General features: G+C 37.8%; 27 protein-coding genes. 14 read left to right on the top strand and 13 right to left on the bottom strand.

What is annotated here, in order from left to right:
- Positions 1-48 precede the first annotated feature (48 nt).
- Together H1R81_RS26055 and H1R81_RS26060 are read right to left on the bottom strand one after the other, a co-directional pair.
- Positions 49-1,197, bottom strand: a complete 1,149-nt coding sequence (locus tag H1R81_RS26055) for a hypothetical protein (protein ID WP_181843696.1) — start codon at positions 1,195-1,197, stop codon at positions 49-51.
- Positions 1,198-1,412: 215 nt separating this feature from the next.
- Entirely contained in the window at positions 1,413-2,528 is a 1,116-nt protein-coding gene (locus tag H1R81_RS26060; RefSeq protein ID WP_181843697.1) for an alkane 1-monooxygenase, read from the bottom strand.
- An 88-nt stretch (positions 2,529-2,616) separates the two neighbouring features.
- Between H1R81_RS26060 and H1R81_RS26065 the strand changes: the two genes are divergently transcribed.
- The 3 genes from H1R81_RS26065 to H1R81_RS26075 all read left to right on the top strand — a co-directional run bounded on the left by H1R81_RS26065 (position 2,617) and on the right by H1R81_RS26075 (position 6,584).
- Entirely contained in the window at positions 2,617-3,210 is a 594-nt protein-coding gene (locus H1R81_RS26065; RefSeq protein WP_181843698.1) for a HupE/UreJ family protein, read from the top strand.
- 103 nt (positions 3,211-3,313) lie between these two features.
- A complete protein-coding gene (locus tag H1R81_RS26070) occupies positions 3,314-5,692 on the top strand; it encodes a M1 family metallopeptidase (RefSeq protein WP_181843699.1) in 2,379 nt (792 codons plus the stop codon).
- Positions 5,693-5,708: 16 nt separating this feature from the next.
- On the top strand, positions 5,709-6,584 hold the full coding sequence (locus H1R81_RS26075; RefSeq protein ID WP_229251230.1) for a crotonase/enoyl-CoA hydratase family protein: 876 nt from the start codon (positions 5,709-5,711) through the stop codon (positions 6,582-6,584).
- Positions 6,585-6,661: 77 nt separating this feature from the next.
- Here the strand turns inward: H1R81_RS26075 and typA are convergent, their stop codons facing one another.
- Positions 6,662-8,482: a translational GTPase TypA gene (typA, locus tag H1R81_RS26080; RefSeq protein ID WP_181843700.1), complete on the bottom strand. Its 1,821-nt coding sequence runs from the start codon at positions 8,480-8,482 to the stop codon at positions 6,662-6,664.
- A gap of 315 nt (positions 8,483-8,797) precedes the next feature.
- The gene (locus H1R81_RS26085) at positions 8,798-9,307 is read right to left on the bottom strand and encodes a hypothetical protein (protein ID WP_181843701.1); all 510 of its coding nucleotides are present in this window, start codon (positions 9,305-9,307) and stop codon (positions 8,798-8,800) included.
- Between the two features lie 209 nt (positions 9,308-9,516).
- Between H1R81_RS26085 and H1R81_RS26090 the strand changes: the two genes are divergently transcribed.
- The gene (locus H1R81_RS26090; RefSeq protein ID WP_181843702.1) at positions 9,517-10,581 is read left to right on the top strand and encodes an acyl transferase; all 1,065 of its coding nucleotides are present in this window, start codon (positions 9,517-9,519) and stop codon (positions 10,579-10,581) included.
- A gap of 2 nt (positions 10,582-10,583) precedes the next feature.
- Here the strand turns inward: H1R81_RS26090 and H1R81_RS26095 are convergent, their stop codons facing one another.
- Positions 10,584-11,465 carry a fructosamine kinase family protein gene (locus H1R81_RS26095; protein WP_181843703.1) on the bottom strand — a complete coding sequence of 294 codons (882 nt, stop codon included), beginning with the start codon at positions 11,463-11,465 and terminating at the stop codon, positions 10,584-10,586.
- 249 nt (positions 11,466-11,714) lie between these two features.
- On the opposite strand from H1R81_RS26095, the gene H1R81_RS26100 reads away from it, so the two are divergent.
- A complete protein-coding gene (locus H1R81_RS26100) occupies positions 11,715-12,866 on the top strand; it encodes a 1-deoxy-D-xylulose-5-phosphate reductoisomerase (RefSeq protein ID WP_181843704.1) in 1,152 nt (383 codons plus the stop codon).
- A gap of 3 nt (positions 12,867-12,869) precedes the next feature.
- Here the strand turns inward: H1R81_RS26100 and H1R81_RS26105 are convergent, their stop codons facing one another.
- Positions 12,870-13,364 carry a globin family protein gene (locus H1R81_RS26105; protein ID WP_181843705.1) on the bottom strand — a complete coding sequence of 165 codons (495 nt, stop codon included), beginning with the start codon at positions 13,362-13,364 and terminating at the stop codon, positions 12,870-12,872.
- A 346-nt stretch (positions 13,365-13,710) separates the two neighbouring features.
- Between H1R81_RS26105 and H1R81_RS26110 the strand changes: the two genes are divergently transcribed.
- The 9 genes from H1R81_RS26110 (at position 13,711) to H1R81_RS26150 (ending at position 19,408) form a co-directional block, all read left to right on the top strand.
- Positions 13,711-14,115 (top strand): cupin domain-containing protein, encoded by a 405-nt coding sequence (locus tag H1R81_RS26110; RefSeq protein ID WP_181843706.1) that lies wholly within the window; start codon positions 13,711-13,713, stop codon positions 14,113-14,115.
- A gap of 8 nt (positions 14,116-14,123) precedes the next feature.
- Positions 14,124-14,561, top strand: a complete 438-nt coding sequence (locus H1R81_RS26115; protein ID WP_229251231.1) for a putative quinol monooxygenase — start codon at positions 14,124-14,126, stop codon at positions 14,559-14,561.
- A 237-nt stretch (positions 14,562-14,798) separates the two neighbouring features.
- The gene (locus H1R81_RS26120) at positions 14,799-15,161 is read left to right on the top strand and encodes a hypothetical protein (protein ID WP_181843707.1); all 363 of its coding nucleotides are present in this window, start codon (positions 14,799-14,801) and stop codon (positions 15,159-15,161) included.
- A 104-nt stretch (positions 15,162-15,265) separates the two neighbouring features.
- Positions 15,266-16,048 (top strand): hypothetical protein, encoded by a 783-nt coding sequence (locus H1R81_RS26125; protein ID WP_181843708.1) that lies wholly within the window; start codon positions 15,266-15,268, stop codon positions 16,046-16,048.
- A gap of 9 nt (positions 16,049-16,057) precedes the next feature.
- Complete coding sequence (locus H1R81_RS26130) at positions 16,058-16,441, top strand: hypothetical protein (RefSeq protein WP_181843709.1); 384 nt, start codon at positions 16,058-16,060, stop codon at positions 16,439-16,441.
- Positions 16,438-17,121 carry a DUF3592 domain-containing protein gene (locus H1R81_RS26135; protein ID WP_181843710.1) on the top strand — a complete coding sequence of 228 codons (684 nt, stop codon included), beginning with the start codon at positions 16,438-16,440 and terminating at the stop codon, positions 17,119-17,121. Before H1R81_RS26130 ends, H1R81_RS26135 begins: the two co-directional genes overlap by 4 nt.
- A gap of 118 nt (positions 17,122-17,239) precedes the next feature.
- Positions 17,240-17,572 carry a LytTR family DNA-binding domain-containing protein gene (locus H1R81_RS26140; RefSeq protein WP_181843711.1) on the top strand — a complete coding sequence of 111 codons (333 nt, stop codon included), beginning with the start codon at positions 17,240-17,242 and terminating at the stop codon, positions 17,570-17,572.
- A gap of 84 nt (positions 17,573-17,656) precedes the next feature.
- The gene (locus H1R81_RS26145; protein WP_181843712.1) at positions 17,657-18,382 is read left to right on the top strand and encodes an RluA family pseudouridine synthase; all 726 of its coding nucleotides are present in this window, start codon (positions 17,657-17,659) and stop codon (positions 18,380-18,382) included.
- A gap of 87 nt (positions 18,383-18,469) precedes the next feature.
- On the top strand, positions 18,470-19,408 hold the full coding sequence (locus H1R81_RS26150; RefSeq protein WP_181843713.1) for a hydroxypyruvate isomerase family protein: 939 nt from the start codon (positions 18,470-18,472) through the stop codon (positions 19,406-19,408).
- Positions 19,409-19,567: 159 nt separating this feature from the next.
- On the opposite strand, the gene H1R81_RS26155 is transcribed toward H1R81_RS26150, so the two are convergent.
- From H1R81_RS26155 to H1R81_RS26185, 7 genes are all read right to left on the bottom strand, one after another.
- The gene (locus H1R81_RS26155) at positions 19,568-19,741 is read right to left on the bottom strand and encodes a hypothetical protein (protein WP_181843714.1); all 174 of its coding nucleotides are present in this window, start codon (positions 19,739-19,741) and stop codon (positions 19,568-19,570) included.
- A 143-nt stretch (positions 19,742-19,884) separates the two neighbouring features.
- Positions 19,885-20,385 (bottom strand): GtrA family protein, encoded by a 501-nt coding sequence (locus H1R81_RS26160; protein ID WP_220275322.1) that lies wholly within the window; start codon positions 20,383-20,385, stop codon positions 19,885-19,887.
- 28 nt (positions 20,386-20,413) lie between these two features.
- Complete coding sequence (locus H1R81_RS26165; RefSeq protein WP_181843715.1) at positions 20,414-21,808, bottom strand: NADH-quinone oxidoreductase subunit N; 1,395 nt, start codon at positions 21,806-21,808, stop codon at positions 20,414-20,416.
- Between the two features lie 50 nt (positions 21,809-21,858).
- Positions 21,859-23,307, bottom strand: a complete 1,449-nt coding sequence (locus H1R81_RS26170) for a NuoM family protein (protein WP_181843716.1) — start codon at positions 23,305-23,307, stop codon at positions 21,859-21,861.
- 49 nt (positions 23,308-23,356) lie between these two features.
- Positions 23,357-25,300: an NADH-quinone oxidoreductase subunit L gene (nuoL, locus tag H1R81_RS26175; protein WP_181843717.1), complete on the bottom strand. Its 1,944-nt coding sequence runs from the start codon at positions 25,298-25,300 to the stop codon at positions 23,357-23,359.
- Positions 25,301-25,367: 67 nt separating this feature from the next.
- The gene (gene nuoK / locus H1R81_RS26180; RefSeq protein ID WP_181843718.1) at positions 25,368-25,700 is read right to left on the bottom strand and encodes an NADH-quinone oxidoreductase subunit NuoK; all 333 of its coding nucleotides are present in this window, start codon (positions 25,698-25,700) and stop codon (positions 25,368-25,370) included.
- 151 nt (positions 25,701-25,851) lie between these two features.
- On the bottom strand, positions 25,852-26,667 hold the full coding sequence (locus H1R81_RS26185) for a 3'-5' exonuclease (protein ID WP_181843719.1): 816 nt from the start codon (positions 26,665-26,667) through the stop codon (positions 25,852-25,854).
- Between the last annotated feature and the right edge of the window lie 113 nt (positions 26,668-26,780).

The following is a 26,780-nucleotide window of genomic DNA, read 5'->3' on the forward strand; positions in this document are numbered from 1 at the left end:
TCTTTTTAAAGTTTTTTATTCCTTTTTATAGTTACCTTAGTGGCATATTTAATCTTTAATAGGCTCTAATTTAAAATTTTCATTCTGAATATTTGCCGCATAAGCCTCATATAGATTTTTGAGCTTTTTAAACTCATCCGAGTCCTTTGGCTTTTCGGCCATTTGTTTCTTAAGACGTTCTCCTTTGGCTTTATAATTTGAATCATTATATAATTGCATGGCTTCTTGCAGAGCTCCGGTAACTTCGCCTATTTTATCAGATGCTCCATAGAATTGTTTTAATATTGATGCTGAAGCTAAGGTTGGAGCAAAAGCTTCCAGACTTTGTCTTGTGCCACCATCTAATGAAACGATTAAATAAGAAGCAGACCCATTATACACATCACCGCTTGTTTTATCTACTAATTTTAACTGAGGGTTTGTATTAACATCGGTAACTAAGGCCATTTTTAGATTCGCAAATTCAGCTTTGTCCTTTTCGTTATATAATACATACGACTTAGGTTCGGTTGGAGGAAATATCGGAGATTCGAATCGGATTGGTATTGATTCAGATAAATTAGGCTTTCCTGAAAATACGGCATCGCCTAATTTTGAGCCTATATTTATTAATTGAGAACCACCCAGTAAAAATGGTGCTGCGGGAGAAAAAAGAGGTATTCCAGCGGCAGAAGTGGCTAAAGTTGAGATAATATCAAATAATTTTGTGTTAAAATTATCAAACATAATTTCAAAAGAAACAACCATTTGTTCGGCATCAACAGCAGGTGTATAATAAACAATATTTGTTCCTTCATCAAACGCACTCTGCGAAAGAAAAGCCCTTTCATTAACATTTTTAGCCTTAATATTAATAGCACGTGGGCTTGCTCCGAAGGTAAGGCTGTTTTTTATCCCGGAAACGATAAGTACATCTTTTTTACCTCCTAAAAACTTTTTATAATCACCAATATATACAGTAGTAATTTCAATACTCAATGGTTGCCCCAAGCCTATTGGAGTAAAGGTTGGGTTTAAATCCTTATTTACGTCAAGTAATGTTTTAAATTCGAAGGTTCCGATATTGGCAAAACTTATAGTTTTATTGGAGTTTTCAAAATCAAGATTCCGCGTTGCTTCTAATTCTCCGCTAAAGCGTTTATTAAATAATTCTTCCGGGTCAATTAATGAGTCACCGATAACATGAAATGTTGCCATAATTTTAATGATTTTTTATCTGTTTATGGAATGAGCAAATAATAAACAAATATTACTATGATTTTAGAACGTAGAAATATTTGTTATTTATCGGTAACATTTTCTATTTATCGGCACCTTTATTAGAGAAAAGCAGGATAGATTTTTTTAATAGAACAATAGTTCAAAATCATTTTGATCTATTATAAAGATACCAGAAGAAGGCTTTTTACTAATCAACTAAACCGACTCACCACTGCTCGTATCTCCTCAGTACTGTATTCTCTCTCTTGCCACTCCTCTAATCGCCTATTCATTGTCTTAAACCACAAAGGTGGCACCAATGAAATCAGTATCATCATGGTATAACCGTAGGGCAGTTGTGGACTTTCATCAAAATGACGTAATACCTGATAAGGCCTTGCAGCATAGGCATGATGGTCTGAATGGCGTTGTAAATGAAAGAGCATCAGGTTGCTATAATAATGATTAGCATTCCACGAGTGTAAAGGATTTACTTTTTCATATTTGCCAGGTGCAATTTCTTTACGCATAATTCCATAATGCTCTATGTAATTGACACATTCAAGAGAAAGTACAGCTATTATGCTTTGAACAATGAGAAATACTGGGATAATCCACTCAAATCTACCTGATAAATAGCTGAATAATAAAGTCATACTTAAACAAAACAGAATAGGTAATACAATTGCCCAAATCATACTATTGTGCCACGACCATACAGAAAGATTTTGTTTTGTCAATTGCTTCTTCTCAATCTGCCAGGCACTTCTGAAACTACCGATGAGAGTTTGTTTCCAGAAAGAATAGATAGTTTGATTCTTGCGGGCGGTGGCAGGGTCAAGTGGCGTGGCTACGTGTGTATGATGCCCCCGGTTATGCTCTATCAGAAAGTGCATATAGCCCACGGTCATCAAAGCGGCTTTGGCATGAAATTGCGCCCATGGATTGGTGCGATGTCCTAATTCATGAGCTACATTAATAATAGTAGAAGCATATACACCTTGGCTCAATAATAAGCCCGTTATCTGCCACCAGGTCAGGTTGTCATAAATCAGGATATAGCAGCCCCATACTAACATAAAATACTGTATATATACGTGCGAATACACCAATACATCAAAATACTTGTCTTTTAACAATTTTTCATATTCTTCTGTACTGGCATTCTGCGAATCCCGGCTAATGACTGCATCTAAGATAGGTACCAGCACATAGCCATAGATAAATACAAAGAATGTCCAGTTATGACTGACAAAGTAGTAGCCTGTCAGCAGAAAGACAATGAAAGAATACCCCCAGGCAAAGCCAATTTTCTTACGGATATGCATAATTTTAAAAATTTAGCAGATACTTTCTAATCAGGGTCTTACAAAACTTGTATTTTTGTTACTAATATACAACCCTAACACTGCACTAATGACAGAATTTTTTATTTTTTTAAAATTAGGTTATCAGCACATAACCGATATTAATGGCTATGACCATATTCTTTTTGTAGTAGCTTTATGTGCCATATATCGCATAACCGATTGGAAAAAAATACTGGTTCTTGTTACCGCATTTACCATTGGGCACTCAATTACTTTAGCGTTAGCCGCCTTAAATATAATTGATTACAGTACCGACCTCATAGAGTTTCTGATTCCTGTAACAATCATCTTTACCTGCATCACTAATCTTTTCCATAAGAGTAGCGATAGTATATTAGACAAAGAAAGTTTTTCGCCTGTCAGGTATATTCTGGCACTTGGCTTTGGATTGATTCATGGCATGGGGTTTTCCAATTATCTGCGCAGTTTATTAGGTAGAGACGAAAATATTATTCCACAATTACTGGCCTTTAATATCGGGCTTGAATTTGGTCAGGTATTAATTGTTTCTATTGCAATGATGCTTTCATTTTTAGTTCTGAGCGGTTTTCAGGTGAGAAAACATACCTGGAATCTGATTCTTTCGAGTTTCGTAGCTGGGGTAGCCTTTAAATTAATGACTGAAAAATGGTTTTTCTAAAGAGAATATCCCCTAAATTGCGTGATTATCGGTGCATAAATTTCTCTAATTTCGCATAAATTTTATACATCATCTGAACTGTATTAAACCTTCATCTCAAAGCATGAAAAAACTATCTATTTTTATTGGTTTGGTGATTTGTGGAAGTTTGTCTGTCAATGCACAACAAGCACCCACTACCCAATACAACGCCAATACCAGGTTCGAACAAATGGGTACAGGCTTGCCTACACCCAACACCTTCCGTACGGCTGCTGGCGCGCCTGGCAGAGACTATTGGCAACAAAAAGCTGATTATGATATCAAAGCCGAATTAGACGATACTAACCAGAGTATCACAGGCACCGAAAAAATTACTTATACCAACAATGCGCCCGAAGAATTACGTTACCTCTGGTTACAATTAGACCAGAACGTATTCTCAAAAAACTCAGATGGTAATATCACCCGCCAGAGTGCCATTAACCCAACCAATGGTTCAAGTTTTACTACATTGGGCAATTTAAGTGGAGCGAATGATAAAGACTATGGCTATAAGATTTCTGCCGTAAAAGATGCCACGGGCAAAGACCTACGCTATACTATTAATGGTACCATGATGCGTGTTGACTTGCCTGCCCCATTGGCTAAGGGTATGCAGTTCGTGTTTCAGGTCGACTGGAAATTTAATATCATTGATTTGAAATCGGTTGGTGGTAGAAGTGGTTATGAGCTTTTTCCGAAAGATGGCAATATTTTATATGAAATCGCTCAGTGGTTTCCTCGTATGGCGGTTTATGATGATGTAAACGGCTGGCAACATAAACAATTTTTAGGTCAGGGAGAATTTACGTTGCCTTTCGGAGATTATAAAGTAGCTTTAACAGTACCAAACGATATGGTATTGGGTGCAACAGGAGAGTTGCAAAATGCAAAAGAGGTTTTATCAGCTACGCAGATGAAGCGTTTAGAGCAAGCTAAAACAGCTAAGTCGCCAGTAGAGATTGTCACACAAGCAGAAGCCGAAGCCGCAGAGAAAGGCAAGCCAACTGGTAAGAAAACCTGGATATATGCAGCCAAAAACGTACGTGATTTTGCCTTTGCTACTTCCCGTAAATTTATCTGGGATGCCATGCAGGTCGATGTAGAAGGTAAAAAAGTATGGGCCATGTCTTTGTATCCAAAAGAAGCCAATCCGCTTTGGGGACAATACTCAACCCGTGTAGTAGCACATACGCTTGTTAATTACTCAAAACGCTCAGTAGCTTATCCTTATCCGGTGGCTTATTCAGTACATGGTTCGGTAGGCGGTATGGAATACCCGATGATGAGCTTTAACGGTGCTCGTCCGGAAGCAGACGGTACCTATTCAGAAGGCACTAAGAACTTCCTGATTCTGGTAGTTATTCATGAAGTAGGTCATAACTTCTTCCCGATGATTGTAAACTCTGACGAACGTCAATGGTCATGGATGGACGAAGGCTTAAACTCATTCCTGGAAGGATTAACCTGTCTGGAATGGGATAGAAACTTCCCTGCTACAGGTATCGAACCTCAATACATTACTAACTACATGAAACTGGATGCAGATAAGCAAAATTCAATCATGAGTAGTTCTGATAATATTATTCCGGGTACTTTTGGCCCGAATGCTTATTCAAAACCTGCTACCGGTCTGAATATCCTCCGTGAGACTATTATGGGCCGTGAACTATTTGATTATGCTTTCAAGGAATATGCACGTCGTTGGGCATTTAAACACCCGACACCCGCCGACTTCTTCCGAACTATGGAAGATGCTTCCGGCGTTGATTTGGATTGGTTCTGGAAAGGCTGGTTCTATGGTGTTGAACCAGCAGACCAGGCGATTGCTAATGTAGAATGGTATAGCATAGATACCCAAGACCCTGCTAAACAAAAAGCAATGGCAAAAGCGGATGCCGATGCCAAGAGAGAGACTTTGAGTAATATCCGTAATAAAACAGATATTAAGCAAACGGTTGTTGAGGCAGATTCAACCATGAGAGATTTCTATAACTCTTATGATAAATTTGCTGTAACAGATGCTGATAAAAAGAAATATGAGCAATATCTTTCGACGCTAACTGCTGACGAACGCAAAATGATAGATGAAGGCAAAAATTTCTATGTGATGAGCCTGAAAAATAAAGGCGGTCTTGTAATGCCGGTAATTATCAGAATGGAGTTTGAAGATGGTACCTTTGAAGATGTAAGAATACCTGTTGAAATATGGAGAGTGAACGATAAAGAGGTGAAAAAGACATTGATAACCACCAAAAAAGTAGCGAAGTTTAAATTGGATCCTTATCACGAAATACCGGATATTGATACTTCAGACAATGCCTTCCCCAAAGAACCTGCGCAACCTACGCGCTTCCAGGCCTTTAAACAAAGAGGTTTTGGCGGTGGTGGCTCAAATCCGATGCAGGAAGCAAGAAAAAATCAACCGACAGGTGTACAAACAAGTGGAGAGAAGAAATAATAAATCGTAGAGAAATTTGCGTAAATTTAGCCGGAGAGAGCCCTCTCCGGCTTTTTTATTCAACAAACCACCAAATGCCATGCTCTTGCAAACATTAAAACTTTCGATTGAAAAACATATTGCACATGTAATACTGAACCGACCCGAAAAAGCCAACGCGCTTAACCAGTCAGCATGGGATGAAATCAAAGAGATTTTTGAGAATCTGGATGAAAATCCCGACATACGGGTCATTATTCTGGAAGGAGGAGAAAGCAATCATTTCTGCGCAGGTATCGATTTAAGTTTGCTGATGTCGGTATCACAAACTGATATTACCTGTGAGGGTAGGAGAAGAGAAAAAGTCAGGAAGGATGTATTCTGTTTACAAGCTCCGATTAACGCTATTGAAAACTGCTCGAAGCCTGTTTTAGTGGCGGTTCATGGGGGTTGTATTGGCGGTGGCATAGACCTGATTTGCGCTTGCGATATGCGCTATTGCACCGAAGACGCCTACTTCACCATTAAAGAAATAGATATGGGCATGGTAGCCGATTTAGGCACGCTACAACGACTGCCTAAACTTATCGGTGACGGCTTAGTACGTGAAATGGCCTATACTGGGAGAAATGTTGACGGCAAAGAAGCAGAGAAAATAGGCATTGTCAATCGGACTTTTCCTGATAAAAATACGATGATGGATGAGGTATTCAAATTAGCTGCTACCATTGCTTCTAAATCTCCCTTATCTATTCGCGGCACTAAACATATCCTACTACACACCAGAGACCATTCTGTAGCTGATGGACTGAATTATATGGCAACCTGGAATGCAGCTATGTTACTATCAAGCGATTTGCAGGAGGCTTTTATGGCTAAGATGCAGAAGCGGGAGAGTAATTTTGAGGATTGAGAATAAATAGAACAACCACAAACAAAAAATCCCTACCGTATGGCAGGGATTCTTCTATATATTCTATTTCAATCAGCTTACGCCATCGCAAAAGCACCTTTGCTTTCGTAACGTTTACGCTCGTTTTCGTCAAGGTAAATTTTACGCATACGAATCGACTTAGGCGTGATTTCCAGGTATTCATCTTTCTGGATATACTCCATTGCATCTTCTAATGAGAAGTTGATTTTCGGAGCAATACGCACATTATCATCAGAACCAGAAGCACGCATATTGGTTAATTTCTTCGCTGTTTGCAGGTTAATCACAATATCATTCTGACGGTTGTGCTCACCAACTACCATACCCATATAAATATCTTCATTCGGGTCGATAAAGAATACGCCTCTATCCTGCAATTTATCAATTGAATAAGGAGTAGCCGGACCATTACCCATAGAAATCAACGAACCGTTGATACGACCAGGAATAGCACCTTTGAATGGTTCGTAAGCCTTGAAGCGGTGGTTCATGATTGCCTCACCATAAGTAGCTGTCAGGACATTTGAACGTAAACCAATCAAACCACGGGAAGGGATATTGAACTCAAGGTGTTGTAAATCGCCTTTAGGTTCCATAATCAATAACTCACCTTTACGTTGTGTTACTAACTCGATTACTTTACCTGCAGTTTCTTCCGGTACATCTACTACCAAAGTTTCAACCGGTTCTAATCTTTCACCGTTTTCACCTTCTTTATATAATACCTGTGGCTGGCCAACCTGTAACTCATATCCTTCACGACGCATCGTTTCAATCAATACAGATAAGTGAAGAATACCACGACCAAATACAATAAATTTATCTTCTGTTTCACCTGTCTCTACACGTAAGGCAAGGTTTTTCTCAGTTTCTTTCATCAAACGGTCACGTAAGTGGCGCGAAGTAACGAATTTACCTTCTTTACCAAAGAACGGAGAGTTATTGATGGTGAACAACATATTCATTGTTGGCTCATCAATAGAAATACGTGGTAATGCTTCCGGATTTTCAGCATCAGCAATAGTATCTCCAATTTCAAAATCTTCGATACCTGTTACTGCACAAATCTCACCAGAACCTACTTCAGTCACTCTTGCTTTTCCAAGACCTTCAAATACGTGTAATTCTTTGATACGCATCTTTTTCGCGCTACCGTCAGCTTTCAAAAGTGCTACCTGCATACCTTCTTTCAAAACCCCTCTTGCCACCCGGCCGATAGCAATACGACCTACGAAAGATGAATAGTCCAAAGAAGTAATCTGCATTTGCGCAGTACCATCTACTACCGGAGAAGCCGGAATATTAGCAACAATGGCATCCAGTAACGGGATAATGTCTGTCGTTGGTTTTTTCCAGTCGGTGCTCATCCAGCCTTGTTTTGATGAACCATACAAGCAAGGGAAGTCCAATTGATCTTCAGTTGCATCAAGGTTAAACATCAAATCGAAAACCTGCTCGTGAACTTCTTCAGGACGACAGTTCTCTTTATCTACTTTATTAACAACTACAATTGGTTTTAGGCCTAATTGTAGAGCTTTTCCTAATACGAAACGGGTTTGAGGCATTGGTCCCTCAAAAGCATCAACTAATAAAATAACACCATCAGCAAGTTTTAACACACGCTCTACCTCGCCACCGAAGTCGGCGTGGCCTGGAGTATCTATAATATTGATTTTAACATCGTTATAACGTACCGATACGTTTTTCGACACAATGGTGATTCCGCGCTCACGTTCCAAATCGTTGTTGTCAAGAATTAAATCACCGAATTCCTGATTCTCTCTGAAAATTTTTGAAGCATGAATAATTTTGTCAACCAACGTTGTTTTACCGTGGTCAACGTGGGCAATAATGGCAATGTTTCTAATGTTTTGCATTGAAGTCTAACTGTTATCGTAATGCGTCAATCTTTACCCCGACACATCACGGATAAACGACTAACGAACTACACCTTTTTAAAATAAACTGCAAAATTAGAAAAATACAATGAGAAATCCTCATTTTTCTATAATAATCCTATGATTATCAAATTGTTAATAAGAATAGTACAAAAAATGAAGCGTTTTGCAGAGTAGAGTATTTAAAGAAAGTATATACGAAAGTCTTGAAAAAGTATAAGTTTATTGATGAATATAGCCACACACAAAAAGTATAGACTTTTTTAAATGAAAATGTAAAACTGTTTATTAGGTTTAAAACTCATTCAGAATAATCACTTTCGATTCTATGGTATTAGATAAATTCCCTGATCGGTCTTTAATGGTAACCTGATATTTCAGAGAGTCTTTTTTAGGTGTAAAATCCTGAAAATACACAAATGAATAATCAAGCGTTCCTTCAATAGGCCCCTTTTTATTATCTACTTTCAAACGTGGGAAAAACCCTGAATAGGTTACATCAGGAATTACTTCTTGGAAAACGCCTTTTTTCTGACGAAAAATACGCACAATATAATTGAAGTCCTGATTCGTTACGGCTGTCTTTTTTTCTTCTTCATTCAGCCCTAAATCTCCATCTCCATCCTGAAACTTGATTGTCAGAATAACCGAGTCTTTCTTTGAGCCTGAAAACTGGTCTAATCTGATTTCCTTACGTAAATCTTTGAACTCAATATAGGGTTTTATATCAAATGATACCTCTTTGTAACAACCTGTAACCAAAGCCACTACACTAAAAACAACCAATACTGAAACCTTTTTCATTTCTTATCTGTAATTTTATAAGCAATTTAGTATAAAAAAGATAGTTTAGTGTTTGAAACCATAAAATTTTGTTGCTGAAGTTGTTTAGGATTTTAATTTATTTTTAAAAATAGTGGTGTTTTGGGCGAACCAAATCAACACATTTTTAAATGAAAGAAATAATCCTAAACAACTTCGTTCTCTCCTAAACTATTAATTAATCTTTTTACATGGGTATTCGTGACGAACTAAAATCGGCGGTATTGCAAATCAATGATCATTCTCAGAATTCACATACTTTTGAGGAATTGGCTTTAGAAATCTTTCGCTTTCAGGCAGTTGCCAATCCGGTCTATCAAGAGTATTTAGGTTTTCTAAGAGTTAACCCTCAAAAAATTGATCGTTTAGATAAAATTCCTTTTTTACCAATTCAGTTTTTCAAGTATCACAAAGTTATTACCGATCATGCACCTACGCAAATGGTCTTTGAAAGTAGTGGTACTACCCAACAGAATACCAGTAAACATTATGTGAGCGACCTACCTTTTTATGAGCACATCAGTCAGAAGATTTTTGAGCAGTTTTATGGCCCTCTTACCGACTATCACATACTGGCACTACTACCTTCGTATCTTGAACGAAATAACTCGTCTTTGGTGTATATGGTGCAGAGTTTTATTTATCGCACTTTTTCGCGTGAGTCAGGATTCTACTTACATAACACCACAGAATTGCTCGAAAAACTCCACCAGCTATCAGAAAACTCTCAGACACACCGAAAGGTTTTGCTCATAGGTGTAACTTTTGCCTTACTTGATTTAGTGGAAAATGAAAGGGAATTGGATTTTTTAGACCATTTCAAAGACAAGCTCATAGTAATGGAAACTGGTGGCATGAAAGGCCGAAGAAAAGAATTACTACGCGAAGAAGTACACGAAATATTAACCAGCCACTTGCCAATACAACATATACACTCTGAATATGGAATGACCGAATTACTCTCTCAGGGCTACTCCAAAGGCGAAGGCGTTTTTGAATTACCTGATACCATGAAAATCTTATTGAGGGAAATCAACGACCCATTCAAAATCATTTCATCACAATTCCGTGCAGATACTTCTAAAGAAACAACTATTCGTGGGGGAATTAATGTAATAGACCTGGCAAACATAGATTCCTGTAGTTTTATCGAAACACAAGACTTAGGAGCCTATCAGGTAAATAGCCGGCAATTTAGTGTTATCGGGCGTTTTGATAATTCAGATATTCGTGGGTGTAATCTGTTAGTACTTTAGATTCACAAATACCTGTTCAAAGTTCTGAGCACAGGAGGCAGGTAACTTGTACCAAAAATATTGACGTGTACCATCAGTGGATAAATGTTATAAACAGGTATCCGTTCATCGAAACGGGGTTGTAAAGGAAAACTTTCGTGGTAGGCCTCATAAAAACGGTTATCGAAACCACCAAAAAGCGAAGTAAAAGCCATTTCCATCTCACGGTTGCCATAATATACGGCCGGGTCAACCAGACAAGGATTCCCCTTATCATCAGTAATCACATTACCCGACCATAAATCCCCGTGCAATAAGGCTGGGTTTTCGTTCGGCAACAGATTGGGCAGAGCTTTATAAAAATTTTGAAATTTGTCGTATAAGTCTTTGCTGATGAGGTCGTTATAATAAGCAAGCCCTGCCTGAATATTCAACCTTTTTTCGATAAAAAAACTCAGCCAGTCAGTATAAGGCTCATTGTTTTGTGGCAAAGATCCTATATAATTATTAAAATGTAAACCAAAAAAATCGTTAGTGTTCCGATGGAGTTTAGCTAAATTTTGTCCCAACACTTCCCAATAATTAAAGTTAGGCTTAGAGTATTCAATGTTTTCTAAAACCAGGTAATCCTGCCCGTCTCTTCTACCCCAGTTAATTACCTCCGGAATCCTTATTACTTCAGCTTCACGCAATAGATTCAATCCTTTAGCTTCTGTTTCAAACATACCTTCGTGGTTACGGGTATTATACTTAATGAAATACTTCCCTTCATTGGTATGAACCTGCACGGTTATATTGATGCTTCCACCCTGAAGCAAACGATATTCAGTAACCTGCACATCTCGCCCCAATGTCTCAAAAAAGACACCCTCAAAGAATTGAAATTGGTCTTCTGTCGTTTGCATATATCTGTCTCCTCAAAGAAATTTTATTAGTGTGCATCTGAAATACTCAGGCTATTCAGCCAAAACCAGGTTTATCAGCCCTTGGTTTAAATATACTCCTGTCTCAATACGGTTAGCAAAATAAAAAATTCTCATTAAATTTTCCGAACTTTGTCTTAGATATTAAGCGTAACTCAGAAAAGCTTTATAAAAAATATTAACGCAGGTACAACAGATTTTATTCTCAGATTATAATATTCCTGATTATTCATGAAAAGAAATTTAGCTATTTTAGGCTCAACGGGGTCGATAGGTACACAGGCATTGGAGGTAGTAGCGGCAAACCCCGATATTTTTGAAATCGAAGTGCTTACTGCCCAGAATAATGCAGATTTGTTGATAGAACAAGCAATCAGATTTCGGCCTAATGTAGTAGTTATCTCAAACGAAACCCTCTACGATAAGGTCTTTTCTGCGCTTGACCCGCTGGATATTAAAGTATATACCGGAGAAAAATCCCTCTCGTCGGTGGTTCAGATGGAGTCAATCAATATGGTGCTTACGGCCTTAGTGGGCTATGCAGGGCTGATTCCGACTATTGCAGCCATAAAAGCAGGTAAACACATTGCATTAGCCAATAAAGAAACCCTTGTAGTGGCCGGAGAATTAGTAACCGGTTTAGCTGCTAAAAACAGGGTAGATATTCTTCCGGTAGACTCAGAGCATTCAGCTATTTTTCAATGTCTGGTAGGAGAGTTTCATAACCCTATCGAAAAAATAATACTGACCGCTTCCGGTGGCCCCTTCCTGGGCAAAGATAGAGAGTTTCTGAAAAACGTAACCAAGCTACAGGCACTCAAGCACCCGAACTGGAGCATGGGGGCTAAAATTACTATAGATTCGGCTTCTTTAATGAACAAAGGTCTTGAAGTCATTGAAGCTAAATGGTTGTTTGGCCTCACTCCCGACCAGATAGAAGTAGTAGTACACCCACAAAGTATTATTCACTCAATGGTACAGTTTGAAGACGGAAGTATCAAAGCACAGATGGGCTTGCCTGATATGCGTGTGCCGATACAATTTGCTTTGAGCTACCCTGCCCGCCTGAAATCTGATTTCCCGAGATTCGATTTCAGCAAATATCCTTCATTGACTTTTCAGCAACCCGATTTACAGACGTTCAGAAACTTGGGTTTTGCTTTTGAAGCGCTCAATCAAGGCGGTAATATGGCTTGTATTGTCAATGCAGCCAACGAAATAGCCGTGGCTTCTTTTCTGCGCGATGAAATCGGCTTTCTGGAAATGTCAGATTTAATCGAAGATTGTATGCAGCGGGTAAGTTTTGTAAAGACGCCAACCTTGGAAGACTATATCAAAACCGACGAAGAAACCCGCCGCAGAGCATTGGAGTTTTCTTTTTAACGGTTAAACTGCTACTTCCTGGCTCATTTCTTTCATTGCTCTCGACAGAAGAGTATAACAAACAACCCAGGCTTCCTGGGTGTCCTCTGTCCAGTTTTTTCCTAAGCCTTGCTCCAGTGTCCATAATAGTGCCTCACCTACTTTTTCATAATGATAATCCTGTACACCGTATTTCACGTGACGTTGAGAGAGCCTGGCTACATCGTCAAGAATCGTTTCAAGATTATTTAATTTGCTGATAATATATGAAAGCATCGATAATAGTTTTCGTGACTGTTCCGTCATATCAGCATTTCTGAACATAGGTTTTAATTCGGGTGCTATCTCAAATAAACGGGTATAAAAAAGGTTGCCAACGGTTTCAGCAGGGATTTTAGCGACTAAACTAAAACTTTCTTTGACGAGTAAAATCTGATTTGTCTTCATGTCAGTATGATATTCTGTAATAAATGTAATTTTTTGTACTTCCTGCTGTATCCGGCAGTAATTAGTTTTCATGACTTTTACTTATTGATGTCAAAATTAGGAAGTAGCTAAAACCCTGACAAAAATTTCAGATTGAGTGGTTGTTATTTGAAAACGAATGGCATAAAAAGACATATTACCTGTACCACAGAGAGGTGTTTTGAGTAGTTTATTTCTTGAAACCTAATCAACTACTTAGTAAAGAGATGTTTTCGCAAAGGAGATTAGTTGTGGTACTGATTTTATTTTGTTTTTGATTCAACAGAAAGGAGTGGGGATAGAAATTATCTCATAAATTTTAAACAATCATCACCTGAAACTGATTAGCTTGCAAGTAATTCTGCTTTTTAGCTTGTTTCATCTAAACGCATAAAATGAAATGGAGACAAACGCAATTTTTCCGAAAGGCGATAAACTCACGAATGGCTATTTTACCGGCGATGCCTTTTTAAAGGTTCTGTTGGCCAGAGATAAAAATAGTGACTTTTTATTAGGTAATGTAACTTTTGAACCCGGCGGAAGAACCAACTGGCATACACATCCGAAAGGACAGGTGCTCATTGTTATTGAAGGCGAAGGTTTCTATCAGGAAAAAGGTAAGCCTGCCCAAGTCATAAAAAAGGGAGATGTTATTAATATTCCTGAAAATACCGAACACTGGCACGGGGCTTCGGCCAGAACCGAAATGACGCATATTGCTATTACGCATTTTAAAGATGATGTAAATGTAGTATGGTTACACCCTGTTTCTGAGCAAGAGTATGAGGAAGTAAATAAACCATGAGCAAAAAAATGAAACATTTTATTCGCAACTTTCCAACTATGAGGTATAAAATCATCTTTCTTTTTATACTAACAAGCCTTATGATTCTTTCATTCAAGCCCTCTGTTGCCCAACAAAAAGACATGATGATACGCATAGCAGAAATTGAGATTATACCTGAATATCTCGAAGAATACAAAGCTATTTTGAAGGAAGAATCTTCTGCATCTGTAAAAATAGAACCGGGTGTAATTGTTATATTCCCGATGTATCAGAAAGAAAACCCCAACCAGATAAGGCTTCTGGAGATATATGCCAATAGAGAGGCTTATGAGGCGCACCTGAAAACTCCACATTTTCAGCATTATAAATCCACTACGCTTAAAATGGTGAAGTCGTTGAAGTTGATAGAGATGAGTGCTATAGACCCTGAAACTATGCAGGAGATATTCAGGAAGATAAAATAGGCACATATATAGAAAGAATTTTTTGCCCGAGCTTCGCTTCAAAAGTATGGCTCGGGTATTTTTTTGTACGCATTACTTTATTGATAAAAACCATTAAAACCTGTTTTCCTGCAATCCATTAGTCGTTTTTGGCACTTCGGCGTCTTATATTTTTTTTGGAATCTACATTCACTCAACTTTGTAGCGTCAAAAACAGACAAACAACCGAATAGTCATAGAAAACTAAAAGCATTTAAAATGAAAAAGCAATTATTAATCATCGCTATTATTCTTTTCAGTTTGCAAGCCAATGCAGACGATAAAAAAATTGAGTACAGAAGTAGTAACCTCAACATTGGTATGTACGAGTACGAACACGTAAATTCTTTGAAACTAAGCCTGAATATTGCAAAAGATAAAGGACAAAAAGCCAAAGTGAAATTGATGGATGCCGACGGCAGAACCTTGCATGAAGAACTCATAGGCAGAAAACAAACCTCGGTAAATGTACGCGTTGATTTGTCTTCAGCACCAGTAGGAAAGTATTATGTCGAATTAACCAGTGGTGACAGAATCATTACCAGAGAAGTAAATCGTGGGCAACAATCATTAAGTTATTAAAGTAGGGTTTTTCTCATAAGTTTAGGGGTTAGAACAAAAGCTCTTCCAGATTGGTAGAGCTTTTTTTATACCATTTTAAGGCATCTTTAAATTTACATAAACACATGAAAACTAAAATTGTCATTTTGCTGCTTAGCCTATTATTGAAAGCCTGTATAAAGAATGAAAAACCCGTGGCAGAAGCAGCCAAACACAATGAACTTTCATCAGAGTCAATAAAGCCCCTGATAAAAATTACTTATCCCGAAGATGAATTATCTCAGAAGAGTTTTGTCTATGATGCTTCGGGTAATCTGATAAAATTTAACAGTATTTCAGATACCGCTTATTATACTTATACCAAAGACCATATCCATAGAAAATGGGTAGATACCAAGGGAGCCCCGATTTCGGAACAGGAATTTTCTTTAGATAAAGACGGAAGAATCATTGCCTCTACTTTTACAGAGACGGCTATAGGAAAAATTTATGAAACTGCTTATGCCTATAATGCTGAGGGCTTTTTGATAAAGGCGATTACTAAAAACTTCACGACTAATAAGGATAATATCATTGTGCATAGTTATAAAGCAGGTAACCTGATAAGTACCCGATACCTGACTGATGACAAGCTTGATATGGAACTTTGGTATGAATATGATAGTAACCATGAGAATAAAATAGCTTTGAATGTCTCAAGTGTCGATGAATATTTTACAGGTTACAGGATGGGGAAGCTAAGTAAAAATGTAATAATACAATCACTATGCAAAAGTGCTGAGGGAGATACACTGAGCCATCTGAAATACAAAAATGAATTTGATAAAGGCGGATATTTAGTAAAAACTACTGAGCAAGATATAATTAATGAGATAAGTGTTGAAAAACTGTATCATTATAAAAACTAATGAATGACCATGAAAATAGTAAAATACTTAATCGGGCCGGAGTTACTCTGGCTATTGGTCTTTATAGGCATAAAGTATTTTGGCAGATATAATATAAGCACACAGGGCAAATACAATGATAGTATAGAAAATATGGCTTATGTATTACCTCTGGTTGTGATACTTGCTTGTATGAGTATCTACGGCATAGCCGTTGCACCTAAAGAATACCTGTTGATACGGATTATCATTGTGTCACTCATAGGCAGTCATTTTGTGTTCAGCTATTGTGCCGGTTCACATACTGCAGGCGGGCCGGGTGCAGGTATGATATACATTGCAGGTATCTGCTTTACTCTTTTGCTCTTATTTATAGCCGGTTTGGTTAAACTCTTTTTCTTCTCAAATAAATGATTAAAAATAATTTCTACCTCATTTTCTTCGGAATATTCTCTTTCGTTGCTACCATTATGGGGACAGTGGCTTATTTCAGCTATAAGAAAGCACATAAGCTTTTACATGAGGGCGTAAAGACAACAGCCATAGTAGAAGGCGGCTTTGCGGATAATAAAGGCCATATCCGCTATAAGTTGGTGTATTTTGATAATCAGCAGAACTCTCATACCTATTGGTTAGAAAAACAAAGCTGGACAAATCCCTTAAATTACGGAGATAAAGTACCTGTTTATTATTCACCCCATAAACCTGATGAAGCAACCGGAGGAGGCATGGATGCCTGGTTTGTAACGATTCTGCTAAGTTTGTTTTTCTTTGTGTTCGGGCTGATAGGATATATAGGCCTGACCCGGCAATTGTTCTCTCTCAGTCAGAAAAAGCATCTGCAAAAGTGGGGAATAAGTATTAGTGCTCACGTAGATGATGTATATAAAAATTATAGCATACGCGTTAATAACGAGAGTCCGTATATTATACGCAGTACCTATAAATCGCCTTCTGATAACAAGATATATATCTTCTATAGTAACCCCATCTGGTTTAATCCCTTACCATATCTGAAAGATAGCATTGTTGTGAAAGTAGACCCGGATAATTATACACAATATATAGTAGAAACAGACTTCCTGGCCTTATAAAACCATTCATTTTTATTTTTCTACTATTCAATAGGCATTTTTGCGTATTCAGCCGTTTAAATTTTAGAACCTCCTGATTATCAGTCATTTTTGTCTCATAATTATAACAAAAACAGACATGGAAACTAAAATCAGAAAACCTCACCGAAATCACAACAAGTTACTTTTCAGAGCTTCAGATAATATCGTAAGATTAGAAGCAAATATCAATTATACTACGTTTATTCTGAATGGGGGTACACAAAAAGTAATGTCCTATACCCTGAAAGTGTATGGTACTATTTTACCTCAATCATTTGTAAGAGTCAACAGATCTTGCATTGTCAATACCAGATTCATAGCCGACCTTAATTTCGACCATAAAACAGTAGTTTTAAAAGACGGAACAAAGATTGGTATCTCACGCAGAAGATTAGAGACTGTCCGCCAGAATATGGGGGCTGTAGCTTAAAAAACGGCTGCTAAATTGCTATCCCTCACGGTTTTGTAGTTAAACTTAGAAAAACTGAGTATCTTTGTGAGAAATTATAAAGATATGAAACAGCCTTTTTATGTTCTTTACGAAGACAATCATCTTATAATTGTCAATAAAGCAGCAGGAGTTTTAGTACAAGGCGATGCTACAGGAGATAAGACTTTATCAGATTACGTAAAAGACTACATCAAAGAAAAATATAGTAAACCAGGCGATGTATTTTTAGGAACAGTACATCGCCTCGACCGTCCCGTAAGCGGGATCGTGGTTTTTGCTCGTACCTCAAAAGCACTTGAGCGCATGAATGAATTATTCAGAAGAAGAGACATGCAGAAAACCTATTGGGCAGTAGTAGGCAAAAAACCTGAAAAGAAAAGTGCTAAGCTGACCCATTTTTTAGTAAAAAACGAAGAGAAAAATACAGTTAAAGCTTTTGATACTGAAGTGAAAGGCTCTCAGAAAGCCGAATTGACTTACCGTTATCTGGGCGAAATCAATCACTATCATTTACTGGAGGTAAACCCTGTTACAGGTCGTCCGCATCAAATCAGAGTTCAGTTGGCCAGTATAGGCTGCCCGATCAGAGGAGATGTAAAATATGGCTACCCGAGAGCCAATCCTGAGGGTAATATCAATCTTCATGCGCGCCGTTTATATTTTGTTCATCCGGTTAAGAAAGAACCAATCCTTATTAAAGCTCCACTGCCCGAGAATCCTTTCTGGGAAGAATTTCTGGAGCTTGAAACAGAAGAAATAAAAACAGAAAATCTGGATTTCTTGTATTAAGAAATCCAGATTTTTTGCTTATTTAACGCTTCATTGACAATATTTTCGTAATTTGTTCGCCTCAATCAACCCCTTAATCTATTCAAAATGAATCGTAGAAACTTTCTTTCAAAGAGTGCTATGGCAGCAGGTGCTTCTGCTTTGCCGATTGGCACTGCTTTAGCATCTGAGACACAACAAGACTTCCCTAAAACTACTTCAGCCGATAAATTTAAACTCTTATACGCTCCTCATTTCGGTATGTTCGAGAACTCTGCCGGAAAAGACCTTGTTGACCAGCTGAAATTTATGGCCGATAATGGCTTTATGGCATTAGAAGATAATGGTATGCTGGGCCGTCCGGTTGATGAACAAAAGAAGATAGGCGAGACCCTGGCAAAACTGAATATGAAAATGGGCGTTTTTGTGATTGATGGTGGCGACAACTGGAAGACATCTTTAGCGACAGGAAAGAAAGAGTTTTTAGAGAATTTCCTGAAAACCTGCCGCACATCTGTTGAAGTAGCCAAGCGTGTCAATGCCAGATGGGCAACGGTTGTGCCAGGATTTTTTGAAAGAAGATTACCCATAGGTATTCAAACTGCCAATGTCATTGATGCCCTGCGTCGTGCCTGCGATATTCTGGAGCCTCATAACCTGACTATGGTATTAGAGCCTCTAAGCGATACACCTGAATTATTTCTGCGTAATTCAGACCAGACTTTTATGATTTGCAAGGCTGTTAACAGCCCATCATGTAAGATTTTATTTGATATGTGGCATATGCAACGCAATGAAGGCCGTATGACACAGAATATGGACTGGTGCTGGGACGAAATCGGATATTTTCAGATAGGCGATGAGCCGGGGCGCAATGAACCAACTACCGGAGAGATAAACTATAAAAGCCTGTTCAAACATATCTACGAAAAATCTAAAGCAAAGAATCAGGAGTTTATCATGGGTATGGAACATGGCAATGCCTACAAAGGTGCAGAAGGAGAGAAGAAACTAATAGAGGCTTATAAATGGAGTGATAATTTTTAAAATGCTATTCAGATAGTTTAAACAAAAATTAAGGTATCAGGGTTTTCGGCTGATACCTTTTTTATTATTTGTACTAAACAATACTAAACAAGATCCCAAATAAAAAGGTCTTATCCGAATGAACGAATAAGACCCTTCTATTATCTGATTAAGTATTAATTACTTAGTTGAATCAGCAGCCATTGAATCAGCAGCCATTGTTGTATCAGGAGTCATAACTGAAGTAGCAGTTGAATCTACAGCTGTAGAGTCAGTAGCAGTTTCAGTTTTAGATGTACAAGCGGCCAAAGAAGCCATACCAGCTACGAATAAGATTGCAAATACTTTTTTCATTTCTTTATGTTGTTTTTAAGGTTTGAAACGCATTGCAAATTTAAGTTTATTTTAAGATACGATGCAAGCATTTCTTAAATTTTTTTTAAAATTACCTTAAATACGTCTTAATAAAGCAATAGAATCTTGAAATTGTCCAATTTTTAGCGGGGATTTCGGGTTTTGAGTTTGTCATAAATTCCTGTACTTCTAAAGGTAAGAAATTTGTGACCGAAATAATTGGCAAGAAAACTAAAGCCCATACCCACTACATGAGAACTTTTTTCACGGACAAAAAGAGAGTATTGAGAAAAATATTTGTTAGCTACATGGTCGAAAGTAAGAGAAGAAACCCCTACCTGTATGCCCCAGGCCACCAGTGCAATAATCAGAAACTTCACAGATTCCCGGCGTGTATTGCCTGATTCTTTGGCAGAAAAGGCAAAAACTTTAGCAGGAATAAAACTCACAACTGTGGCGGTCAGATACCCGGCAGAAACACTTAGATTAAATGCAGGCTTGTCAGCAAAGCCCAGATAGAGAAAAAGAGATTTATAAGGGATTTGTGTGATAAAGTTTGTGCCGGCACCTAATATAGCTGTAAGGAAAAAAGAAATAAAACTTCTTAATTCCTTATTCCTGATTTTTTCTAATATTTTTAACAAGATTTTATGATTTAAAATATGCTCTTTATCACATTAAGCTACGCAATAAATCAGGGAAAAGCCCAAGCAGAATAGAACCAAATGTTGTAATTCCTAAAATTATCTTATAAAAAGGCTTTATGCTGATTATCTCACCCTCGCTTTCTCTCATATAGGCAGCAATAATAGGTTTAAAATAATAGTAAATCCCTACAGCTGACATCAGAATAGCCACTACCAATAACCAGATATGCCCTCTGAAAGCTGCATCTGAAAATACATAGAATTTACCCCAGAAGCCTGCTGTTAAAGGTATCCCCGCCAACGAAAGCATTGAAATAGCTAAAATAAAAGCAAGGAATGGATTTCTCTTGGATAAACCATTCAATACCGTAATACTTTCGTCTGGTCGTCCATCAACTAATTTCTCTTTCGACACCGCCATCAATACACCAAAAGCACTGATAGTAGCCAAAGAATAAGCTAATGAATAAAATACGATTGAATCATCAGATTTATTGCTCAATCCTATCACAGCCATCAGCATATATCCGGCATGAGAGATACTTGAAAACGCCAGCATACGTTTAAAACTACCCTGCGATACGGCCGTCACGTTGCTGATAATTAAACTCAGCACGGTCATTATAACCACCATTACCCACCAGAAACTATAAATAGACGAGAATGATACTTCTAATATACGATAGATAGCGGCAAATCCGGCTGTCTTTACAATGGTCGACATGAACGTTGTAAAGATAGTTGGCGCACCTTCATACACGTCAGGAGTCCAGAAATGAAACGGAGCGGCAGATACTTTAAACAACAAACCAATTAAAAGGAACGTAACACCGACAAACAGATATACAGGTCGTCCGGCCAATTGTGTTTGCAGAATTACCGCACGGGCGGTCTCAATATTAAATGAATAATTGGCACCATATAACATAGCAATACCAAATAGCATAATACCTGTAGCAAACGACCCCATTAAGAAATATTTAAGGGCGGCTTCATTTCCTCTCAGATTCCGCTTGTCACTTCCGGTCAGTACATACATCGAAACAGATAAAATCTCAACACCGATAAACAGCATAATCAGATTCTGGTATCCTGTCATCATAATAGCTCCAACTAACGAAAACTGTAGTATCGCAAAGTACTCAGCCGGCTGTGCATGGTCATCATCAATAAAACCTTTCGACAACCCAATAATCAGAAAGGCAGAAAGCAGAATAATAGCTGATAACAGAATAGTGAAATTATTTACCTGCAACATATTGTTGAAGTACAAGCCCGGTTTGTTCCAGTCATATAGATTGGCTAAAAACGCAAGTGTTACAAAAAATAAGGTAGCAGGAAGTAAGACTTTCTTAGATTTAAGAAAACCTAAGAACAGGGTAATAATTCCGGTTATAGAAAGTACGAGTATTGGATACATAATATCTATTGAGCATTATCAGTTCACAACTGTCGGGTGTAAACTATTAATTAAGGATGAATCAGTTGTAATAGGCTGTTAACCGCAGGTTCAGTAATTTTCAAAAATACATTCGGGAAAATACCCATCAATAAAACTACGGCAGCTATAGGCAATAAAACGGCTACTTCCGTACCTTTTACATCCTTAAACTTGGCAGTTACCTGGTTACTTTCGCCAAACATCGAGCGTTGCATCATGCGTAGCATATATACGGCACCTAAAATAATTGTTAAACCTGCAATACCACCTAACCAGGCATTTTTATCAAATACACCTTTCAGTAATAAAAATTCTCCTACAAAACCATTAGTCAAAGGTAAGGCAACGCTCCCCAACATGATAATCATGAAATAGATACTCAATGCCGGAGTTTTTTGTGTAATACCACCCAAAGAATTTAAATCTCTCGTATTAGTGCGGTCGTACATAATTTTTATGATGAAGAACAAACCTACTGCATTGATTCCATGCGCAACCATTTGTAATAAAGCACCCTGAATACCACTTAATGTACCCGATAATACTCCTGCCGCCATCAGGCCCATATGTGCAAATGATGAATAAGCAATCAGGCGTTTGATATTGTTTTGCTGAATCGCAATAACCGAACCATAAATCAAGCCGGTTACTGATAAAATCATGGCAATAAAACCAGAATCTGACAACCCTACCGGAGCCAACGGCAATAGGATACGGATTAACCCGTAAACCCCCATTTTCGACAACAAGCCTGATAATAACATGGTAGCCGGAGTTGGCGATTCGCTATAAGTATCCGGTTGCCATGTATGAAATGGTAATACCGGCATTTTGATAGCAAAGGCAATAAAGAACGCCCAGAATAATAAATTCTGGCTCGCAGGCGAAATAAATTTCGCAGCTGCATATAGTTCCTGAATATTGGCTGTTGATGCTTTTATATATAGATACACGATGGCAACCAGCATAAACAAACTTCCAAACATGGTATAAACAAACATCTTGAAAGTAATTCTTGGTGCATTTTCACCTCCCCACAAGGCCGCTAAGAAATATACCGGTATCAGTGCTGCTTCGTAGAAAAAGTAAAACAGGAAAATATCTTTTGCCATAAAAACACCCATCAAAGCCGCTTGGGTCAATAAGATAAGCGAGTAGAAAGATTCCTGTTTTTTATAGCTAAACTTAAATGTGGAAAGAACAATCAAGGGTACTAAAAAGCCTGTCAGAGCAATCATTAAAAGGCTGATGCCATCAATTCCTAAATGGAAATTAATTCTCAGGTCCTTCATCCAGGCATATTTGACTTCTACAACAGTTTGAGAATCAAAAGTGATAAAAGCATAAGCAGCAATAACAAACTCTATAAGAGAAGTCAATAAAGCTACATTTTTTGATACTCCAGCATTACTACCTCTTAATGAAAACAGTAAAAGACTGCCAATAAGGGGAATTAGTATAAGGATTAGTGCTAACATCCGTTATTATTTTTAAATTTTTAAGTCGTAATGTTCGGTTGGATTCGTATTATTTTATCCCAACAAATGCTTTAATAGTTTCTAAAACCTGATAACCTAAGTTTATACCCATAAACAGGGCAATACTTATTACCATTGCAAATAAATAGAAGCCGGTTCCTCCTGCCTGTAATTTACGGGTAAGCCCACTGAACGAATTAACCAGTTTTCCTACACCATTTACGATACCATCGAAACCTTTAGGTTCAAATATGTTTACAAATATGGCTGACAGACGCTTAACAGGATTTACAAAAACAGCCCAGTAAATTTCATCAATATAATATTTGTTGTAAATAACTTTTTGTACACCTGTAATCTCGCTGTCTTCTACAGGTACATTTTTACTGCCGCCAAATCTGGTATAAGCCACAAAAATAGCAATCAAAGCAGCTCCCAGCGAGATTCCCATCAACATCCACTCAGTTGAATGTTCAACCGGATGAGCTCCGAACTCAGGGTTAACAACTTTTGAACCTTCATAAATCGGATTCAGAAACTCTGCTAATAGATGAGGGGTATGAAACACTTCAGGCATACCGATAAAACCACCAATAAACGATAAAACCGCTAAGACCATCAAAGGGATTGTCATGCTTGCCGGAGATTCATGCAAGTGGTGTTCCTGTTCATGCGTTCCTCTGAAAGTACCCGTAAAAGTAAGGAAGAATAGACGGAACATATAAAAGGCAGTCATCATAGAGCCAATCAATGCCAATACCCACATCAATTTATTATGCTCATATACATGCGCTAATATCTCATCTTTCGAGAAGAAACCAGCAAATGGGAAAACCCCTGAAATGGCTACAGTACCTACTAAGAATGTAATAGCAGTAATTTTGATTTTACTCCATAAACCACCCATGCGGCGAATATCCTGTTCACCACTCATGGCATGTATCACGCTACCTGCTGCTAAGAATAGGAGAGCTTTGAAAAAAGCGTGTGTTATAACGTGGAAGAAGCCCGACGTATAAGCAGATACACCCAATCCCATAAACATATATCCTAACTGACTCACAGTCGAATAAGCCAGTACTTTCTTAATATCATTCTGGAAGATACCGATTGTGGCAGCTACAACGGCAGTAGCAACGCCAATCCAGGCTACAAATTCCAGTGTTTCAGGCGCAAGAGTATAGAGAATATTCGAACGAACAATCATATAAATACCCGAAGTAACCATCGTAGCAGCATGGATTAAAGCCGATACCGGAGTAGGGCCAGCCATTGCATCAGGTAACCACGTATATAAAGGTATCTGTGCCGATTTACCCATCGCACCAATGAACAGGAAGCCCGTAATGGCAATGATAGTACTATCGCCTATGGTTAATCCTTTTGCTTTTTCAAATACCTCTGTGTATTCAACCGAGCCAAAATTCAATATAATCAGGAAAATACCGATTAAAAAGCCTAAATCACCAATACGGTTCATAATAAAGGCTTTTCTTGCGGCATTGCCATATTCTGTATTTTTATTCCAGAATCCAATGAGTAGATAAGAACACAAACCTACACCTTCCCAACCAATAAACATCACAATATAATTTGAACCCATCACCAATAATAACATCGAGAATAAGAACAAATTAAGGAACGACATAAACTTGCCATAGCCTTCGTCATCATGCATATAGCCCATCGAATACATATGTATGAGTGTTCCTACACCTGTAATTACAAAAAGCATAATAATAGATAGTTGGTCTATCTGGAATGAGAAGTTAATCTGTAAGGTTCCGACTGTAATCCAGTCAAAAACATTCACAAGAATAGGTTGGTTGGTTTCAACAAGCTGGGTATAGGCTATTACAGTACCAATAAATGATAACAAAGAAGCCCCTACACCGATTGGCCCGGCTAAACTGGTAGGAATTTTACGAAACCCAAGGCCGTTGATTAAAAAACCAATGAGTGGAAATAAAGGTATTAGAGTAATGATTGACATATATTAATAGCCCCGGCCTCAAAGGCATGTTAAATAAGGTTTAAAAACTATTATATTCATGAAGAGATTACCATTTCAATTTATCCAACAAACTGACGTCAATAGAACGGATATTTCTATAAATCATCACAATAATAGCCAGACCAACGGCTACTTCGGCTGCGGCAACTGCCATAATAAAAAATACAAAAACCTGCCCTGATGAATCAGCCCGGTAAGAAGAGAACGCTATCAATAAAAGGTTAACAGCATTAAGCATTAACTCGATTGACATAAATATGATGATAGCATTGCGGCGTATCAATACACCCACGACCCCAATGATGAATAAAATACTTGCCAATAAGACATAATTTAGCAAAGGGACGGTCTGGATAATGTCTGGTATTTTACTTTGCATTTGCAGATTTATGGTTGTTTTCCGAAAAGATTTCGCAAAAATAATGAACAATTATCAATAAACAATTTTCAACCCGAATTTTAACGTCGGTCAATTTCTTAGTAAAATACTATTTTCTGAACTGGAAAATCGTATCCTAAGTGCTAAAAAATCACTTTTCAAGCATCATTTTCAGCTTTATTTCTGTTAATTTTCTTTTGGTGTCTAACGGGAAATCGCCATTAATCATCCAATCATAATATTGAGGTTCTTGCTTTAATACATATTTAACAGCTTTACCATTGTGTTTGCCGAAATTAAACATAATTTCTCCTTTGGCATTACGTGTCATTCTTTGTGCAAAATCAACAATATTTGCCGATGTCAACTGGTGCAATACGTCCATGTCGTTTTTTACGGGCTCGTATTCTTCGCCTTTATCATTTTTCAGTTTAACACCATCATATTTGTCAACCTGCGCACAAAGTACCTCTAAGGTAGCTAAAGTATCTACTTCTGCACTATGTGCTCCGTCTAATTCTTTATGACAATACAAACGATAGGCCGCTGAAAGCGTACGGGGCTCCATCAGGTGGAAAATCCGTTGGGCATCAATCAGCTTGCGGTTCTTCGTATCAAAATCCACATCAATTCTTAAAAACTCTTCTACCAGCATGGGCACATCAAAACGATTGCTGTTAAAGCCCGCCAGATCACAACCTTCTAAAAACTGCGCTAAAGATTTACCTATCTGCTTGAAACTTGGCGCATCTTTCACATCTTCATCATAAATCCCATGTATCATACTCGTCTCAGGCGGAATCGGTACACCCGGATTAATCAATTTTGTCTTTACTTCAACCGTTCCGTCAAGTTTGGCTTTAGCAATACACAATTCTACAATTCTGTCTTTGGTAATATTTACTCCGGTAGTTTCGAGGTCGATTACGGCGAGGGGTTTTCGGAGTTTAAGAGAATGAGTAAGCATTATTGGTTATTTAAATCAAAGATACAAAGGTAGGAAATAATCAAACGGATTGAATTAATGTATCACGATTTTTTAAATCGATGCTATGGACTGGTATAGCAATATATTCTGTT

It is taken from the genome of Emticicia sp. BO119 (assembly GCF_013912375.1).
Classification (GTDB): Bacteria; Bacteroidota; Bacteroidia; order Cytophagales; family Spirosomataceae; genus Emticicia.

Excerpts from the sequence above, each read along its gene's own strand:
- H1R81_RS26055 (WP_181843696.1), bottom strand. The coding sequence starts at position 1,197 with ATGGCAACATTTCATGTTATCGGTGACTCATTAATTGACCCGGAAGAA.
- H1R81_RS26060 (WP_181843697.1), bottom strand. The coding sequence starts at position 2,528 with ATGCATATCCGTAAGAAAATTGGCTTTGCCTGGGGGTATTCTTTCATT.
- H1R81_RS26065 (WP_181843698.1), top strand. The coding sequence starts at position 2,617 with ATGACAGAATTTTTTATTTTTTTAAAATTAGGTTATCAGCACATAACC.
- H1R81_RS26070 (WP_181843699.1), top strand. The coding sequence starts at position 3,314 with ATGAAAAAACTATCTATTTTTATTGGTTTGGTGATTTGTGGAAGTTTG.
- typA (WP_181843700.1), bottom strand. The coding sequence starts at position 8,482 with ATGCAAAACATTAGAAACATTGCCATTATTGCCCACGTTGACCACGGT.
- H1R81_RS26085 (WP_181843701.1), bottom strand. The coding sequence starts at position 9,307 with ATGAAAAAGGTTTCAGTATTGGTTGTTTTTAGTGTAGTGGCTTTGGTT.
- H1R81_RS26090 (WP_181843702.1), top strand. The coding sequence starts at position 9,517 with ATGGGTATTCGTGACGAACTAAAATCGGCGGTATTGCAAATCAATGAT.
- H1R81_RS26095 (WP_181843703.1), bottom strand. The coding sequence starts at position 11,465 with ATGCAAACGACAGAAGACCAATTTCAATTCTTTGAGGGTGTCTTTTTT.
- H1R81_RS26100 (WP_181843704.1), top strand. The coding sequence starts at position 11,715 with ATGAAAAGAAATTTAGCTATTTTAGGCTCAACGGGGTCGATAGGTACA.
- H1R81_RS26105 (WP_181843705.1), bottom strand. The coding sequence starts at position 13,364 with ATGAAAACTAATTACTGCCGGATACAGCAGGAAGTACAAAAAATTACA.
- H1R81_RS26110 (WP_181843706.1), top strand. The coding sequence starts at position 13,711 with ATGGAGACAAACGCAATTTTTCCGAAAGGCGATAAACTCACGAATGGC.
- H1R81_RS26115 (WP_229251231.1), top strand. The coding sequence starts at position 14,124 with ATGAAACATTTTATTCGCAACTTTCCAACTATGAGGTATAAAATCATC.
- H1R81_RS26120 (WP_181843707.1), top strand. The coding sequence starts at position 14,799 with ATGAAAAAGCAATTATTAATCATCGCTATTATTCTTTTCAGTTTGCAA.
- H1R81_RS26125 (WP_181843708.1), top strand. The coding sequence starts at position 15,266 with ATGAAAACTAAAATTGTCATTTTGCTGCTTAGCCTATTATTGAAAGCC.
- H1R81_RS26130 (WP_181843709.1), top strand. The coding sequence starts at position 16,058 with ATGAAAATAGTAAAATACTTAATCGGGCCGGAGTTACTCTGGCTATTG.
- H1R81_RS26135 (WP_181843710.1), top strand. The coding sequence starts at position 16,438 with ATGATTAAAAATAATTTCTACCTCATTTTCTTCGGAATATTCTCTTTC.
- H1R81_RS26140 (WP_181843711.1), top strand. The coding sequence starts at position 17,240 with ATGGAAACTAAAATCAGAAAACCTCACCGAAATCACAACAAGTTACTT.
- H1R81_RS26145 (WP_181843712.1), top strand. The coding sequence starts at position 17,657 with ATGAAACAGCCTTTTTATGTTCTTTACGAAGACAATCATCTTATAATT.
- H1R81_RS26150 (WP_181843713.1), top strand. The coding sequence starts at position 18,470 with ATGAATCGTAGAAACTTTCTTTCAAAGAGTGCTATGGCAGCAGGTGCT.
- H1R81_RS26155 (WP_181843714.1), bottom strand. The coding sequence starts at position 19,741 with ATGAAAAAAGTATTTGCAATCTTATTCGTAGCTGGTATGGCTTCTTTG.
- H1R81_RS26165 (WP_181843715.1), bottom strand. The coding sequence starts at position 21,808 with ATGTATCCAATACTCGTACTTTCTATAACCGGAATTATTACCCTGTTC.
- H1R81_RS26170 (WP_181843716.1), bottom strand. The coding sequence starts at position 23,307 with ATGTTAGCACTAATCCTTATACTAATTCCCCTTATTGGCAGTCTTTTA.
- nuoL (WP_181843717.1), bottom strand. The coding sequence starts at position 25,300 with ATGTCAATCATTACTCTAATACCTTTATTTCCACTCATTGGTTTTTTA.
- nuoK (WP_181843718.1), bottom strand. The coding sequence starts at position 25,700 with ATGCAAAGTAAAATACCAGACATTATCCAGACCGTCCCTTTGCTAAAT.
- H1R81_RS26185 (WP_181843719.1), bottom strand. The coding sequence starts at position 26,667 with ATGCTTACTCATTCTCTTAAACTCCGAAAACCCCTCGCCGTAATCGAC.